The sequence below is a fragment of the Trebonia kvetii genome, assembly GCF_007827045.1.
Taxonomy (GTDB): Bacteria; Actinomycetota; Actinomycetes; order Streptosporangiales; family Streptosporangiaceae; genus Trebonia; species Trebonia kvetii.
The window spans coordinates 36565-50107 of sequence record NZ_RPFW01000008.1; the positions used below are offsets into that span (position 1 = coordinate 36565).

General features: G+C 71.3%; 11 protein-coding genes. 6 read left to right on the top strand and 5 right to left on the bottom strand.

The window, feature by feature from the left end; genetic code table 11:
- Positions 1–19: 19 nt before the first annotated feature.
- The 3 genes from EAS64_RS34890 to EAS64_RS34900 all read right to left on the bottom strand — a co-directional run bounded on the left by EAS64_RS34890 (position 20) and on the right by EAS64_RS34900 (position 3484).
- Positions 20–1837 carry an NAD+ synthase gene (locus EAS64_RS34890; protein ID WP_145860110.1) on the bottom strand — a complete coding sequence of 606 codons (1818 nt, stop codon included), beginning with the start codon at positions 1835–1837 and terminating at the stop codon, positions 20–22.
- Between the two features lie 121 nt (positions 1838–1958).
- Positions 1959–2501 (bottom strand): carboxymuconolactone decarboxylase family protein, encoded by a 543-nt coding sequence (locus tag EAS64_RS34895; protein ID WP_145860112.1) that lies wholly within the window; start codon positions 2499–2501, stop codon positions 1959–1961.
- A complete protein-coding gene (locus tag EAS64_RS34900; RefSeq protein WP_187366400.1) occupies positions 2489–3484 on the bottom strand; it encodes a phosphotransferase in 996 nt (331 codons plus the stop codon). Before EAS64_RS34900 ends, EAS64_RS34895 begins: the two co-directional genes overlap by 13 nt.
- A gap of 135 nt (positions 3485–3619) precedes the next feature.
- Here EAS64_RS34900 and EAS64_RS34905 point away from each other — a divergent pair, with 135 nt between their 5' ends.
- The 4 genes from EAS64_RS34905 (at position 3620) to EAS64_RS34920 (ending at position 8685) form a co-directional block, all read left to right on the top strand.
- Positions 3620–4567 carry a patatin-like phospholipase family protein gene (locus EAS64_RS34905; protein ID WP_145860116.1) on the top strand — a complete coding sequence of 316 codons (948 nt, stop codon included), beginning with the start codon at positions 3620–3622 and terminating at the stop codon, positions 4565–4567.
- 105 nt (positions 4568–4672) lie between these two features.
- The gene (locus EAS64_RS34910; protein WP_187366401.1) at positions 4673–5866 is read left to right on the top strand and encodes a PP2C family protein-serine/threonine phosphatase; all 1194 of its coding nucleotides are present in this window, start codon (positions 4673–4675) and stop codon (positions 5864–5866) included.
- A gap of 82 nt (positions 5867–5948) precedes the next feature.
- Positions 5949–7220: a PP2C family protein-serine/threonine phosphatase gene (locus tag EAS64_RS34915; RefSeq protein WP_145860120.1), complete on the top strand. Its 1272-nt coding sequence runs from the start codon at positions 5949–5951 to the stop codon at positions 7218–7220.
- A gap of 103 nt (positions 7221–7323) precedes the next feature.
- Entirely contained in the window at positions 7324–8685 is a 1362-nt protein-coding gene (locus EAS64_RS34920; protein WP_145860122.1) for a glutamine synthetase family protein, read from the top strand.
- Here EAS64_RS34920 and EAS64_RS34925 read toward each other — a convergent pair.
- Positions 8659–10203 (bottom strand): serine/threonine-protein kinase, encoded by a 1545-nt coding sequence (locus EAS64_RS34925; protein ID WP_342782104.1) that lies wholly within the window; start codon positions 10201–10203, stop codon positions 8659–8661. The two genes, EAS64_RS34920 and EAS64_RS34925, sit on opposite strands and share 27 nt — an antisense overlap.
- Positions 10204–10346: 143 nt before the next feature.
- Between EAS64_RS34925 and EAS64_RS34930 the strand changes: the two genes are divergently transcribed.
- Positions 10347–11459 (top strand): WD40 repeat domain-containing protein, encoded by a 1113-nt coding sequence (locus EAS64_RS34930; RefSeq protein WP_145860126.1) that lies wholly within the window; start codon positions 10347–10349, stop codon positions 11457–11459.
- Position 11460: 1 nt separating this feature from the next.
- Here the strand turns inward: EAS64_RS34930 and EAS64_RS34935 are convergent, their stop codons facing one another.
- A complete protein-coding gene (locus EAS64_RS34935; RefSeq protein WP_145860128.1) occupies positions 11461–12252 on the bottom strand; it encodes a GNAT family N-acetyltransferase in 792 nt (263 codons plus the stop codon).
- A 109-nt stretch (positions 12253–12361) separates the two neighbouring features.
- Here EAS64_RS34935 and EAS64_RS34940 point away from each other — a divergent pair, with 109 nt between their 5' ends.
- Positions 12362–13543 carry a hypothetical protein gene (locus tag EAS64_RS34940; protein ID WP_145860130.1) on the top strand — a complete coding sequence of 394 codons (1182 nt, stop codon included), beginning with the start codon at positions 12362–12364 and terminating at the stop codon, positions 13541–13543.

Genomic DNA, 13543 nt, shown 5'->3' on the forward strand with positions numbered 1-13543 from the left:
AAAACGGGTGATCAGCCGGTCAGCCGGGCAGCGTCTCCCGCCACCGGCTGGTGATCGGCAGCCGCCTGTCCCTGCCGAAGTTCTTCTGGCTGATCTTCGGACCTGGCGGGTACTGCCGCCGCTTGTACTCCGCCAGGTCCACCAGCCGGATCACCCGCGCGACAAGCGCCGGGTCGTGCCCGGCCGCGATCAGTTCCGCGGAGCCCATGTCCTTCTCGACGTAGTCGTCAAGCAGTGCGTCGAGAACGAAATAGTCGGGCAGTGAGTCGGTGTCGAGCTGCCCGGGCGCGAGCTCGGCGGACGGCGGCTTCTCGATCGAGTTCGGCGGGATCGGCGCAGTCATGCCGGCTGCCACTGCGGTCGCGTTGCGCCACCGTGACAGCGCCCAGACCACTGTCTTCGGCACGTCCTTGATCGGGCCGAAGCCGCCCGCCGAGTCCCCGTACAGGGTCGAGTACCCGGTGGCGAGCTCGCTCTTGTTGCCCGTGGTGAGCACGAGGTGGCCCTCGTCGTTGGACACGGCCATGTTGATCACGCCGCGCACCCGGGACTGCAGGTTCTCCGCGGGCAGCCCGGCAAGCGGGAAGTCGCCGAGCCCGTCGCGGAACGAGTCCACGATCGCCTGAATCGCGATGGTCCTCGCGTGCAGGCCCTGCCGTTCCACCAGGTCCTCTGCGTCGGTCACCGAATGATCCGACGACCACTTGCTCGGCATCAGGATCACGTGCACTTGCTCCGGCCCGATCGCGTCCGCCGCGATCGTGGCGACGAGCGCGGAGTCGATACCGCCGGACAGTGCGAGCAGCACCGTGCGGAACCCGTTCTTCCGCACGTAGTCCGCGGTGCCGAGCACCAGCGCCGCGTACACCTCGGCGAGATCGTCAAGCCGCGGCCAGAACGGCCCAGGCTCGGCAGCCGCAGCCGGGTCCACATCCGCCGCGAGCGGCGGCGCCGCGATATCCGGCAGTGCCACCCGCTCGATCGTGATCAGCGACCCGTCGCCCGCGTCGACGGCCTCACCGGAATCCGAGACCGCCGGCGGCAGCTCGAGGTCGGCGACGATGAGTGCCTCCTCGAACTGCGGACCGCGGGCGAGCGGCTCGCCTGACGCGGACACCAGGATCGAGTCCCCGTCGAAGACCAGCTCGTCCTGCCCGCCGACCAGGTTGCAGTACGCGAGGACCGCCCCGGCCTCGCGCGCCCGCCGCTGCACCAGGTCGAGCCGGACGTCGTCCTTGCCACGCTCGTACGGCGACGCGTTGGGCACCACCAGCAGCGAGGCGCCCGCGTGCCGCGTCACCGCGACGGGGCCGCCGTCCTGCCACAGGTCCTCGCAGATCGCGACGGCGATGTCGACCGCATCAGAAGTTCCCGGCACCGGCAGCCGGAACACCGGCAGCGTGTTGCCGGGCACGAAGTAGCGGTACTCGTCGAATACGCCGTAGTTCGGCAGGTGATGCTTGGCCGAGGTGATTACGACCCGGCCGCCGTGCAGCACCGCCGCCGCGTCGAGCGGCGCGCCGGCCGGCAGCCCGGTCCGCGGTGCGAGCCCCGGCCGCCGGTCCAGGTATCCCGCCACCACGGCGATCCCGCCCAGCCCCTCGACGCTCAGCCGCTCGGCCACCTCGCGCAGCACCGCGATCGACGCGTCCACGAAGGAGGCGCGAAGCGCCAGGTCCTCGACCGGGTACCCGGTCAGTGCCATCTCGGGAAATACCACCACCCGGGCGCCGCGCGCCGCCGCGCGCCGCGTCCAGTCCACGACGATGTCGGCGTTCCCCGCCAGGTCTCCGACGGTGACATTCACCTGCGCGAGCGCGATCCGCAACATAACCACGCTCCAAGCTTAGGTCCGCGCTAAGCGCGACGTTCGCGCCCCTGCCGCCGCCGACCATCCGGAACGGGTTCGGCCTACTCCGTCAGCCGCGCGTCTTCCGCACGCCGGGCAGGCCGGGCGGCTACCGCGGTATCTGGTACCCGTGCTCGATGAGGTGAGCCGCGCTCATCGCGTGCTGCGCCGGATCATCGGGCACCGGGGTCGCGAGCCCGTCGACGTAGCGGTTGAACATGCAGAACGCCGCGGCGATGAGCACCGTGTCGTGAATCTCCCTGTCGGTCGCGCCCTCGGCCCGCGCCGCCGCCACCGCCTCGTCCGACACCAGCCGCCCGTCGACGCGCACCTGCCCGGCGATCTCCAGCAGCGCCCGCACCTTCGCGGAGACCGGCGCGTCGCAGGCCGCGCCGGCCAGCGTCTGCTCCACCTGCCCGGCGCCGCCAGGCAGCAGCGCCGCGGCGCTCGCCCCGTGCGACGCCGCGCAGTACTCGCAGTCGTTGCCGCTGGACACGTAGGCGGCGATCAGTTCACGCTCGCCGCGCGACAAACTGCTGTCACCGCGCAGCAGCACCTCGGCGAGACCCATCAGCGGTCCGGCCGTCTCCGGCCGGTATGCGAGCAGCCCCCTGATGCCAGGAAGGTCGTTGCCAAGCTCTATGTGTGCCACGGCGCTAAGCGTGGCACTAACTCGCCCGCGCGTCTAACCAGCGAGCCGAGCAGTTCCCACGACTTGGTCTCGTTGGCGCCGCCGGCGTGCGGACGGAAGAAGTGCGCGGCGTCATAGGCGATGTCCTTGATGTCCCAGCCGAGCCGGTATAGCTCGATCAGCTCGGGCAGCGGCCTGACCCCGGTCACCGCGGCGTACCGGTCGAGCACGCTGCCGTCGCCCGGATCGAGGCTCCACAGGTCCCGCTCCGGCGGCGCGACAGCCACGGTGTCCCAGTCGATGAGCCGCCAGCCGTCCCCGGTGCGCATGATGTTGCCCGGATGAGGTTCCCCGTGCGTCAGCACGTCACGACCGGACCGCTCGCGAGCCAGCGCGACGAGCCCGTCGTAGCGGTCGAGCCAGCGCCGCAGCGGCGCGGCATACTCTCGAAGCAGCCGTGCGACCGCTGCGGTGTAGGGCCCGGTCTCCGGCGGCGACCAGCCGTCGCAGGCCGCCTCGGTCAGCTCACGGAACGGTACGCGGAAGTCATCGGCAAGCGCGTACCTCCGCACCCACGCGGGCGCCATGTGCACTGCCGCGACCATGCCGAACGTCCCGGCCCGCGCGTCGGGGGTCCACTCACCCCAGCCGGACCGCTCCTCGTCCACGAACGGGTAGACCGCGACCGCGAACCGCCCGCCGAACCCCACGGCGGGTTCCCCGCCGTCACCGGGCACCGGCGCGACCACGAACGCGCACCCGGCATCCCGCAGCGCGACCGCCGACAGCAGCGACGCGCGCAGCCGCGCGAAACCGTCGTCGACCGTTTCCGCGTCGCTGACCCGCTTGTTCTCGAGCTCATCGGCGGTGACGAACCACCGGCCGCCGACCTCGTCACGCACGTCCCAGTGATGGCTGCCCCACCCGACCGCCAGGTACTCCAGAGACGCGACGCCGAGCCCCCATCCCCGCGCCAGCGCCCCGCGAAGCGCGTCTTCATCCAAGTCATCAGGCTGGGCAAGCACCCCGCCACCCTACGACCCGCGCGGTCCCGCGGAAAGGGATTTTCCGGCGGCAAACCGGCATGGTGCCGGTTTGCGCGCCGCGTCGCGAGCGTGCTAGCGTTCCGGCGGTCGCCCATGAACTCACCACCTTCTTCAGCTCAGCCCCGCGGTGAGCGAGCACTGGTCCTCCACGGTGGCGGGTCGGCCGGCAACGCATGGGAGATCGGCGTCGTGGCCGGCCTGTGCGCTGCCGGGCTGGATGTGACCGAGGCCGACCTGATCATCGGGACGTCGGCTGGATCGACGGCCGCGGCCCAGATCACCAGCGCGCCCCCGGCCGAACTGCTCGCCGCCATCCTTTCCGCCGCGCCCCCGCCACGGACTGGCCCGGCCGGAAGAGGCGTTCCCGCGCCCGCGGCGAACCATATGGAGATAACGAGCCGGATCATCGCCGCCGCCGCGGATGCGGCCGACATGCGCCGCCGCATGGGTGCGGCGGCGCTCGACATGGACGCGGGTTCGGACGGCTCCGCGCAAACGCGGTGGCGCGCTACGGTCGCCGCCCGGCTGCCCAGTCAGCGCTGGCCGCAGCGCTCGATCCTCATCACGGCGGTCGATGCCCATACTGGTGACCCGGTCGTGTTCGACCGCCACAGCGGAGTCGACCTCGCGGACGCCGTCGCCGCCAGCACAGCCAACGGCATCGGCGTGCCGCCCTACCGCATCGGCGACAGCCGGTACATCGACGGCGGCTACCGGCGCAACGAGAATGCCGATCTGGCAGCCGGATACGAACGGGTGCTTGTGCTGTCACCCTTCGGTGGCAGGTCCAGGCATCCGCAGGAGTGGGGCATGGACCTGGCGACACAGGTCGGCGAGCTCCGCGCCGGCGGCAGCAGAGTCGAGACGATCTTCCCGGACGGCGACTCGCTCGCCGCGTTCGGTACCAGCATGATGGACCGGTCGACGCGTCCGCCCGCCGCTCGAGCTGGTTACGAGCAAGGCCGGGCCCTGGCTGGGCAACTCGTAAAATTCTGGCGCGGGCTCGAAGAAGGGCAGGGCTGGGCGGGCTGCGGTCAATAAGCCCGCGGGAACCTTTCCGTCTCGCATATCGTCACGTTCAGTAGACGATGGGACCCGGGGTGATGTATGCGGACACACCTCGCTAGCGGGACACAGGCGGCGCGCGTGGTAGTGCGGCGTGTCGCCTGGCGTTCCCCCTGGCTGGACATGAGCACGCTCGCGCTCATCACGATCGTGCTTGTCAAATGCCTCGACCGCCGGTGGGACGAGCCGCCGATGCTCGCGCCGCTGCTTGCCGTCCCGCCTGCCCTCGCGGGGATCGGCGCGGCCTCGGTGCGCAGGCCGCTTGCCTATGGCGGGGTCAGCATGCTCGCCGCCCTCTTCGTGTGGCTCAAGCCAACCGAGTTCGCGGGGTCGCTGCCGGGCGCGACGATGTTCACCATTGTGGTCATCACGGCGGTGGCAACCCTTGGCACGGCCGTCAACGTGCGGCAGGAACGGCGCATCGCCACCGTCAGGTCAGTCGCGGAGGCGGCGCAGCACGCGCTGCTGCGACCGCCGCCACAGCGCCTCGGCGGTCTCGGCTTCGATGTCGTGTACGTCGCCGCCGCCGCGGAGGCGATGGTCGGCGGTGACCTGTACGAGGTCACCCGCACGGCGGAGCACGGCATCCGGGTGATCATGGGCGACGTGCGGGGCAAGGGCCTGGACGCGGTCGAGCTGGCGGCCGACATACTCGGCATGTTCCGCGAACTGGCGCATGACGCGCACACGCTCGGCGAACTGGCGATCCGGCTGGACACGGGGCTCGGCAGGAGCCTTGGCCGGTATGAGGAATTCGTCACCGCGCTGCTCGTCGAGATCGACCAGGAATCCGGGCGGGCATCGATATTCAACTGCGGTCATCCGCCGCCGGTGCTGATTTCCGCGGCGGCGGGCGACGCAGAGCCCGGCGACCCGGGGAACCGGTCCGTGGCCCTGATGGAGGTGCCAGCCCCGGCGCCGCCGCTCGGCCTGCTCGCACTCGGCGACTGTTCCGGCGGGCAGCTGTCCCTGCACCTGCAGCCGAATGACCAGCTGCTGCTCTATACCGATGGCGTCACCGAGGCACGCGATGCCAGGCGGCGCTTCTACCCGCTGCCCGAGCGGATCACCGCCCTCGCCAGGGCGGCGGTACGCACGCCGGCGTCCAACGGCAGCGCCCGCCATGGCCTGCTCGACCTGCTCCGCGCCGATCTGCTGAAACACGTCGGCGCCCCGCTCGAGGACGACGCGGCCCTGCTCCTCATCCAGGCGCCCGCAACCTGGTCGCCCTCTCTCGCCACCGTCACCTCCCACGCGGAGCCCATCGTCTCGTAGCGGCCGGACGCGGCACATCGCTACCACAACGAGATCGGCGGACATATCGTCCGCGGTGCCTCTCGTGCTGTATGTAGGGGGTATGCCTAAGCACGTCCGCGGGGGTGCCCGCCAAGCAGCAGAAACCCCCGCGGCGGGCTGGCCGTCACCGGCGCGGTGGCGGGCGCGCTGGCTCGAACTGACGATTGTCCTCGCTGTCGCCGCTGCGGTGGCCGTTTGCCTGGCCGGGGTGTGGCCGAGCCCGCTTCAGCTGGTCCTGCTGCTCGCCGTGCCGCCCGCCCTCGCGGCTGTCGGCTGGGTGAGCGTCTGGCGGATTCTGGCCTACGGCGTCGCCGCGGAGATCGCCGCGGTCGCGATCGACGCCATGCTCAGCGGCGGGGTAACCGCCACCAGCGGCGCGCACCAGCTGCCGCTTGCCGCCACCGGCGCGATCGCCGTCGCGACCGTCGCGGGCATCGCGGGCACCAAGCTCGGCGCGCGTCAGGAGACACCCGACCAGCAGCAGCAGGAGCTGCAGTTCGCCAATGTCACGTCGGTTGCGGAAGCCGCGCAGCGAGCCGTGCTCCGGCCGCTGCCCGAGCAGCTCGGCCCGCTGAAGCTCGGCGTCGTCTACCTGGCCGCGGCGGCCGAGGCGCGGGTGGGCGGCGACCTGTACGAGGTCACCTACACAGAGGGCCACGGCATCCGGCTGATCATCGGCGACGTCCGCGGCAAGGGCCTTGGCGCGGTCGAGGTGGCGGCGGACATCATCGGGCGCTTCCGCGAGGTGGCGCACGGGGTCGGCACCCTCAACGAGGTCGCGCACCGGCTCGACGCCGGCCTGTCACGGCGCTGGGGACAGTACGAGGAGTTCGTGACCGCGCTGCTCGCGGAGATCGACCCGGACCGCGGCAAGCTGACCATACTCAACTGCGGCCACCCACCGCCCATCCTCATCTCGCCGGCCGACGGCGTGACCGTGCTCGAGGTGCGCGCGCCCGCGCCGCCGCTCGGCCTCATCACCCTGGGCAGCGACGCGGGCGCCAAGGAGGTGTACACCTTCAAGCCCAATGACCAGCTGCTGCTCTACACCGACGGCGTGACCGAGGCGCGGGACGCGAGCAGGGAGTTCTACCCGCTCGACGAGCGGGTCAAGGCCCTCGCGCCGCAGGCGGGGCCGAAGGTGACCAAGACCGGCCGGGTCCGCGCGAATAGCTCCGCGCCGACGCTGATCGACCTGGTCCGCGACGACCTGCTGCGGTACGTGGGCGCCCCGCCAGACGACGACGCGGCGCTGCTGCTCGTCCGCGCCCCCGCCGCCTGGCCAGGCATCCGCCCGCAGGCAGGCACCGCGCTGCGGCTGGAAGCGCCGTAGGCGATCACCGGAACGTAACCGCCTGGAAACGCGCGCCCGGTATCTTCGCGGTACCGTGACTGCACTGTCGGAACAACAGCGAGCAGCGTTTAAGGTGATAGCCGTGGACAGGCAGGAAGAATTCGTGCTGCGCACGCTCGAGGAGCGGGACATTCGTTTTGTCCGCCTCTGGTTTACCGACGTGCTCGGTTCGCTTAAATCCGTCGCGGTCGCCCCCGCGGAACTCGAGGGCGCGTTCGCGGACGGCATCGGCTTCGACGGAAGCGCGATCGAGGGTTTCGCCCGGGTGCATGAGAGCGACATGATCGCGCGCCCCGACCCGTCGACGTTCCAGCTCCTGCCGTGGCGCGGAGAGTACCCGGGCGTGGCGCGCATGTTCTGCGACATCCTGCTGCCCGACGGCTCGCCGAGCTACGCCGACCCGCGGTGGGTGCTCAAGCGCAACCTGTCCAAGGCGTCGGAGATGGGCTTCACCTTCTACACGCACCCGGAGATCGAGTTCTTCCTGCTCCGCGAGCGTCCGGAGGTCGGCTCCACGCCGGTGCCGGTCGACTCGGGCGGCTACTACGATCACATCCCGCACAGCGTCGCGCACGACTTCCGCCGGACCAGCATCACCATGCTGGAGGCGATGGGGATCAGCGTCGAGTACAGCCATCACGAGAGCGCCCCTGGCCAGCAGGAGATCGACCTGCGCTACGCCGACGCGCTGACCACCGCGGACAACATCATGAGCTTCCGTCTCGTGATGAAGGAAGTCGCGATGGAGCAGGGCGTCTGGGCCACCTTCATGCCGAAGCCGTTCACCGAGTACCCCGGCTCGGGCATGCACACCCACATCTCGCTTTTCGAGGGCGACCAGAACGCCTTTTACGAGGCAGGCGCCGAATGGCAGCTGTCCAAGACGGCCCGCGCGTTCATCGCGGGACTGCTCAAGCACGCGCCGGAGATCACCGCGGTCTGTAACCAGTGGGTCAACTCCTACAAGCGCCTGTGGGGCGGCGCCGAGCGCACCGCCGGCGCCGGAGGAGAGGCGCCCGCCTACGTCTGCTGGGGCCACAACAACCGCTCCGCCCTGGTCCGCGTCCCGATGTACAAGCCGCAGAAGGGCAACTCCACCCGGCTGGAGTTCCGCTCGCTCGACGCCGCCTGCAACCCGTACCTGGCCTTCTCCGTCATGCTCGCCGCCGGCATGAAGGGCGTGGAGAAGGGCTACGAGCTGCCGCCCGGCGCCGAGGACGACGTGTGGGCGCTGACCAGCGCCGAACGCCGCGCCCTCGGCATCAAGCCGCTGCCCGCGGACCTCAACGAGGCCATCAGGGTCATGGAGCAGAGCGAGCTGGTGGCCGAGGCGCTCGGCGAGCACGTCTTCGACTTCTTCCTCCGCAACAAGCGTGAGGAATGGGCCGACTACCGCCGCCAGGTCACCCGCTACGAACTAGACCGCTACCTGCCGATGCTGTAACCCCGGCCCGCTCTGGGTGGGCGGGCCGCTGCCTGCCGACGTGCCGCTGGCCGCCGGCGACCCGCTCGGCGGTGTCCCGGTTGATGTCGGCGTTCCGCTCGGCGGCGGCGTTCCCGTCAAGGTCGAGGTTCCGGTCGGCGTGGGCGTCCCGCTGGTTGCCGGCGTACGGCTCGGCGACGTCCCGGTGGGCGCCGGCGTTCCCGTCGGTGCCGGTGTTCCGGTTGACGTGGGGGTCCCGCTGGTTGCCGGCGTACCGCTGGGCGACGTCCCGGATGCTGTCGGGGTTCCGGTTGGCGTGGCGCGCTGGGTTGGCGTGGGGGTCCCGGCCGGCGTGGGCGCGGCAGTAGTGGCCCCGCCTGGCGCCGGCGAATTGCTAGCGGTCGCGAACCGATCGCCACCGCCGGGGACCCCAGTGGCGTGCTGAATGGGGGATACGGCGACAGGCAGGACGGCGACGGGCACCGCAGGGCGGGCCGGGTGGCTGCCACGGTGACCGGGCTGGCTGGTACCGACGAGCGGCTTGGATGGCGATTGCGGGGATATCGGTGCGACGGCGCCCGCCAGTGCCCAGCCCGCCATGGCGAGCGCGGGAACCGTGACCGCCAACCCGGCCGCGCGAAGCGGATGCCGCGCGACACGCCCGCTGCGGACCCCGCGGGGGGAGTGGGACGCTGCCCCGGTGACGGACTTGCGCAAGCTTTCCGCCCGTTCGGCGACCTGCGCGGCGCTGGCCGGCCGCGCCCAGGGATCCTTGGCGGTCAGGTCAGCGACCAGCGCGGCGATTTCCGCGGGTACCCACGCCGGCAGCGGCGGCAACGGCTGTTCCAGATGTGCCAGCACCACCGCCATGGGTTCTCCGGTGAAAGGCGGCCTGCCGGTGAGGCACTGGAAGGCCACGATGCCCAGCGCGTACAGATCGGCGGCGGGCGTCGCGGGCGCGCCCACCGTCCGTTCCGGTGCCAGGTATGCCGGAGTTCCCATGAGCGCCTCTGGCCGGGTGAGGTGCGCGGATCCGGCCGCGCGGGCGACACCGAAGTCAGTGACCTTCACCTGCCCGGTCCGGCTGACCAGCAGGTTGCCTGGCTTGATGTCCCGGTGCACCAGCCCGGCCGCATGCGCGGCCTGCAACGCGGCCGCGGCCTGAGCTACCAGGCCCATCGTGTGCGCGGGAGTCAGCGGTCCCTGGTCAAGCAACCGGGCAAGCGACGGCCCGTCGACCAGTTCCATCACCAGGTAGGGCGGATGTGGCGGCTCGGGCCCGCTGTAGTCATAGACCTGCGCGATACCCGGATGCGACAACGACGCTGTATGCCGGGCCTCCGCGCGGAACCTGACCAGGTCCTCCTCGTGGACGGCATACCTGGGCCGCAGCAGCTTGACGGCGACCGGACGGCCAAGCGCCATGTCCGTGGCGCGCCATACCTCGCCCATCCCGCCCACGGCGATACGCTCGTCCAGCCGATACCGACCTCTAAGCGACGATCCAGGCACTATCGGAACAGGTGCAACAGCCACCACACCATTCGCATACCCGGTAACGGCGATCTAACCCATGATCTCCGGCTATGACCGTGCCGTCGGGCATGATCGTGGCAAGGGCCGGCCGGTGTGTATGATCCGGCCATCCACCGGAATTTCGCCATAAAGGGGGAGGCAAGCCGGTGAGCGATGACGAGCCGAGCAGGGCAGAGCAGCGCCTAATCGATCATGCGAGGAAGCAGCAGGCGAAACAGCCCCAACCGTCGGGCAAGGTGACCGTCAAGCGCACCGCCCGCTTCCACGGCGACGAGCCGCGCAACGCGTACTGGCTGTCGCAGGCCTGGTCGCCGGACGGCACGCAGCTGGCCTACGGCGGCAGGACCGCGAAGAATGGCGGGGTCCTTGACGTGTGGGACGGCAACTCGGGTCACCATGAGCCGTTCCGGATGCGCCACCTCACGCATGACCTCGCGGGCATGGTGATCTCGATGGCCTGGTCGCCGGACAGCAAGCACCTGGCCACCGTGGAGGAAGACCACGGGTCCCTGGCGAAGGCCGTGCACATCCGCAGCCAGGCGCAGGGCCCCCGCGCGGTCCAGTTCCCGCAGAAGCTCCCGGTCACGCAGGTCACCTGGTCCCCGGATGGCACCACGCTCGCGCTGAGCGGCCCCGGCTGCCCGCAGACCGTGCTCATCGACGCGGCCACCGGGGCGCAAAAGCACCTGCTCGACAACCTGTCAGGCCCCGTCGCCTGGCGGCCGGACGGCAGCACGATCGCCGGAATCTACGAGACCAGTGTCCTGCTCGTCGATCCGGCCACCGGCGGCCGCGTCGGCAGGCTCGCCGACCACGAGCACCGTCCCACGGCCCTCTCCTGGGCACGGCACGGCGGGCGCCTCGCGGTGGCGGACGGCGAGAAGATCCGCATATACGACGCGGACACCGGTGACACGGTTTCCCGGATCCCCTGGACCACCTCCGAGGGCGACCGCGGTCCCGACCACACGATTTCCAGCCTGCAGTGGCTTGACGGCGGCCGCTACCTCCTGGAGTTCCGGCCACGGGGCGGCGCCTGGCACGACGAACAGGGCTCCGCCTGCTCCACGCTCATCCTCTGGGACGTCGTGGAAAGGTGGCTGTTCGTCGAACTGTTCTCCGAGGTGATCTTCAAGCACCGCCTGCCGGCCGCGGGCGCCGCGCTCGCGCCGGACGGCAGGCGCTGCGCGCTGGCGTTCGACGATCGCCTGCCCGTGATTTGGTCGATCGATGGCGAACTGCCGGACCTGATCCCCTAGCTCACAGGGGCACGTCGTAGTTCGGCTCCTGGCCGAACGCCGTGAACCCTGCCCGCCGCAGGATCGGCCCGGACGTGTCGATCTTGCCCTTGACCAGGGCCATCGAGGCCCCGTGGGTCACGGCGTAGGACAGCCGCTCGGCAAGCACCGCCCGGTAGATCCCGCGGCCGCGCGCCGCGGGGACGACCGCGCCGCCCCAGAGCCGCGCGACGCCGTCCGCCATCATGACGCCGCCGGACCCGGCGGGCTCGCCGTCGGCGTAGGCGACGACCATGCCGCCCCGCCCGGCCGGCACGGTGGCCGCGTCCCTGTCCGCCTCCTGCTCGAGGCGGTCCTCGGGTGGCAGCGCGCCACCGAACGCGGCGACGCCAACCGCCGAACCGTCCCGCTGCGTCTGGACGTCGGTCGCCCAGCGGACGGTCACCTCGACCGAGGGCGGCGGCAGCGACGGCAGCGACGCGGTCCCGCCGGACAGGTCGCTGGCCAGCACGTCGAGCATGGACTCAAGGGCGCCGCCGCGCGCCTCGAGTTCCGCCACCAGGCCGGGCGGGTCGTAAAGCCGGACCTGCCAGCGCACCTTCGGCAGCCCGAACGCCCGCGCCCGCTCGAGTACCGCGTCCACCGCGTCACCGAGCGGCCCGTGCGGCCGGAACGCCACCACGTCAAGCTGGTGATCGAAGTAGTCGGGGAACCGGACGAGGCAGTACCCGGCATCATCGACGACGGTAGCGTTGTCCGGGATCCACACCCATGCCGCGCTCGCCGCCGCGACGGATGACTGTGACAGGGGCATGGCGCTCATCGTAGTCGCGGGCCCCGCACGCGGGACCAAGGTAACCCGGTGGCCCCCGTTGCGCGTCGAAGACACAGATAGCGACACATCCGCCTCAAAGGAGGCCGTCTTGCCCGTTTCCATCACCGCCACGAGACTGGCGCTGGCAAGCGCGGGGGTCGTGGTCGTGGGGCTGGTCGCCGGCCTGGCGTTCGCCGCGACGCGCCCGGCGCCCGCGGCGGCGGTCGCCGGCATCATGACCGGCGTCGCGTGCCAGACGGAGGACAACTGCCTGGCGGTCACCGCCTCGGGGTCAGCGGCGAGCTGGAACGGCAGCGCCTGGCAGCAGGTCGGCGTGCGGCTGCCCGCGGGGGCGCTCGGCGGCGGATTCGGCGGGGTGGCCTGCCCGGGTGCGGGGAACTCGGCCGCGCAGTGCGTTGCGGTTGGCGGCTACACCCCGCCCGGCCACGCCGCCTATACCGTCGCGCTCGGCGACGCGTGGAACGGCACCGCGTGGACGCCGTCCGGCCTGACCACCGACGCGATCACCTGGCAGGCCGCGGTGTCCTGCCTGTCCGCGACCAGCTGCCTGAGCGTGGGCAACGCGCGTTCGCCGGAGGGCGGCTACCAATCCGCGACCGCCTACAGCTGGAACGGCGCCGCGTGGACGCGGCAGAATCCGTCCGTCCCGCCCGCCAACCAGGCCAACGCGTTCAACGGCGTGTCGTGCGTGCCGGGATCCTTCTGCATGGTGGTGGGCGGCGCCGAGTCCAGCCCCGCACTGCTCAGCTACCGGTGGGACGGCAGGAGCTGGCAGCGGCTGACCGCGGCCGCACCGACGGGCATCGGCTCGCCGGCCCTGGACAGCGTGTCCTGCGGCTCGGCGACGAACTGCGTCGCGGTGGGCAACGGCGCCAGCGATTCCGCCGACTTCGCCGAGGTGTGGAACGGCGCCACCTGGTCGGTTACCCCGGCGATCGCCTGGCCCGATGGCAGCACAAGTCCGCGCGTCACCAGCGTGTCGTGCGCGTCGCCGAGCTACTGCGTGGCGGTCGGCGTCATCGACAGGAGCCCGGGGAACACCGGCGGCGGCACCGGCCGCGCCGCGGCCTCGCTGTGGAACGGCGAGAAGTGGACGGCCGTGGCGGTCGCCGCGCCCGCCACGGGCAGGGCCAGCCTGTTCAGCGCCGTCACCTGCCCGCGGCCGGCGTTCTGCGTGGCGGTCGGCGAGAGCAATCAGTACGACTCGGCGGCGGGGACGACCGAGTTGACCGGCTTCCTGACCGGCACGAGCTGGCGCCTGGCCGGCTAA

Coding starts and splice junctions, on each gene's coding strand:
- EAS64_RS34935 (WP_145860128.1), bottom strand. CDS start 12,252: ATGCCCCTGTCACAGTCATCCGTCGCGGCGGCGAGCGCGGCATGGGTG.
- EAS64_RS34905 (WP_145860116.1), top strand. CDS start 3,620: ATGAACTCACCACCTTCTTCAGCTCAGCCCCGCGGTGAGCGAGCACTG.
- EAS64_RS34915 (WP_145860120.1), top strand. CDS start 5,949: ATGCCTAAGCACGTCCGCGGGGGTGCCCGCCAAGCAGCAGAAACCCCC.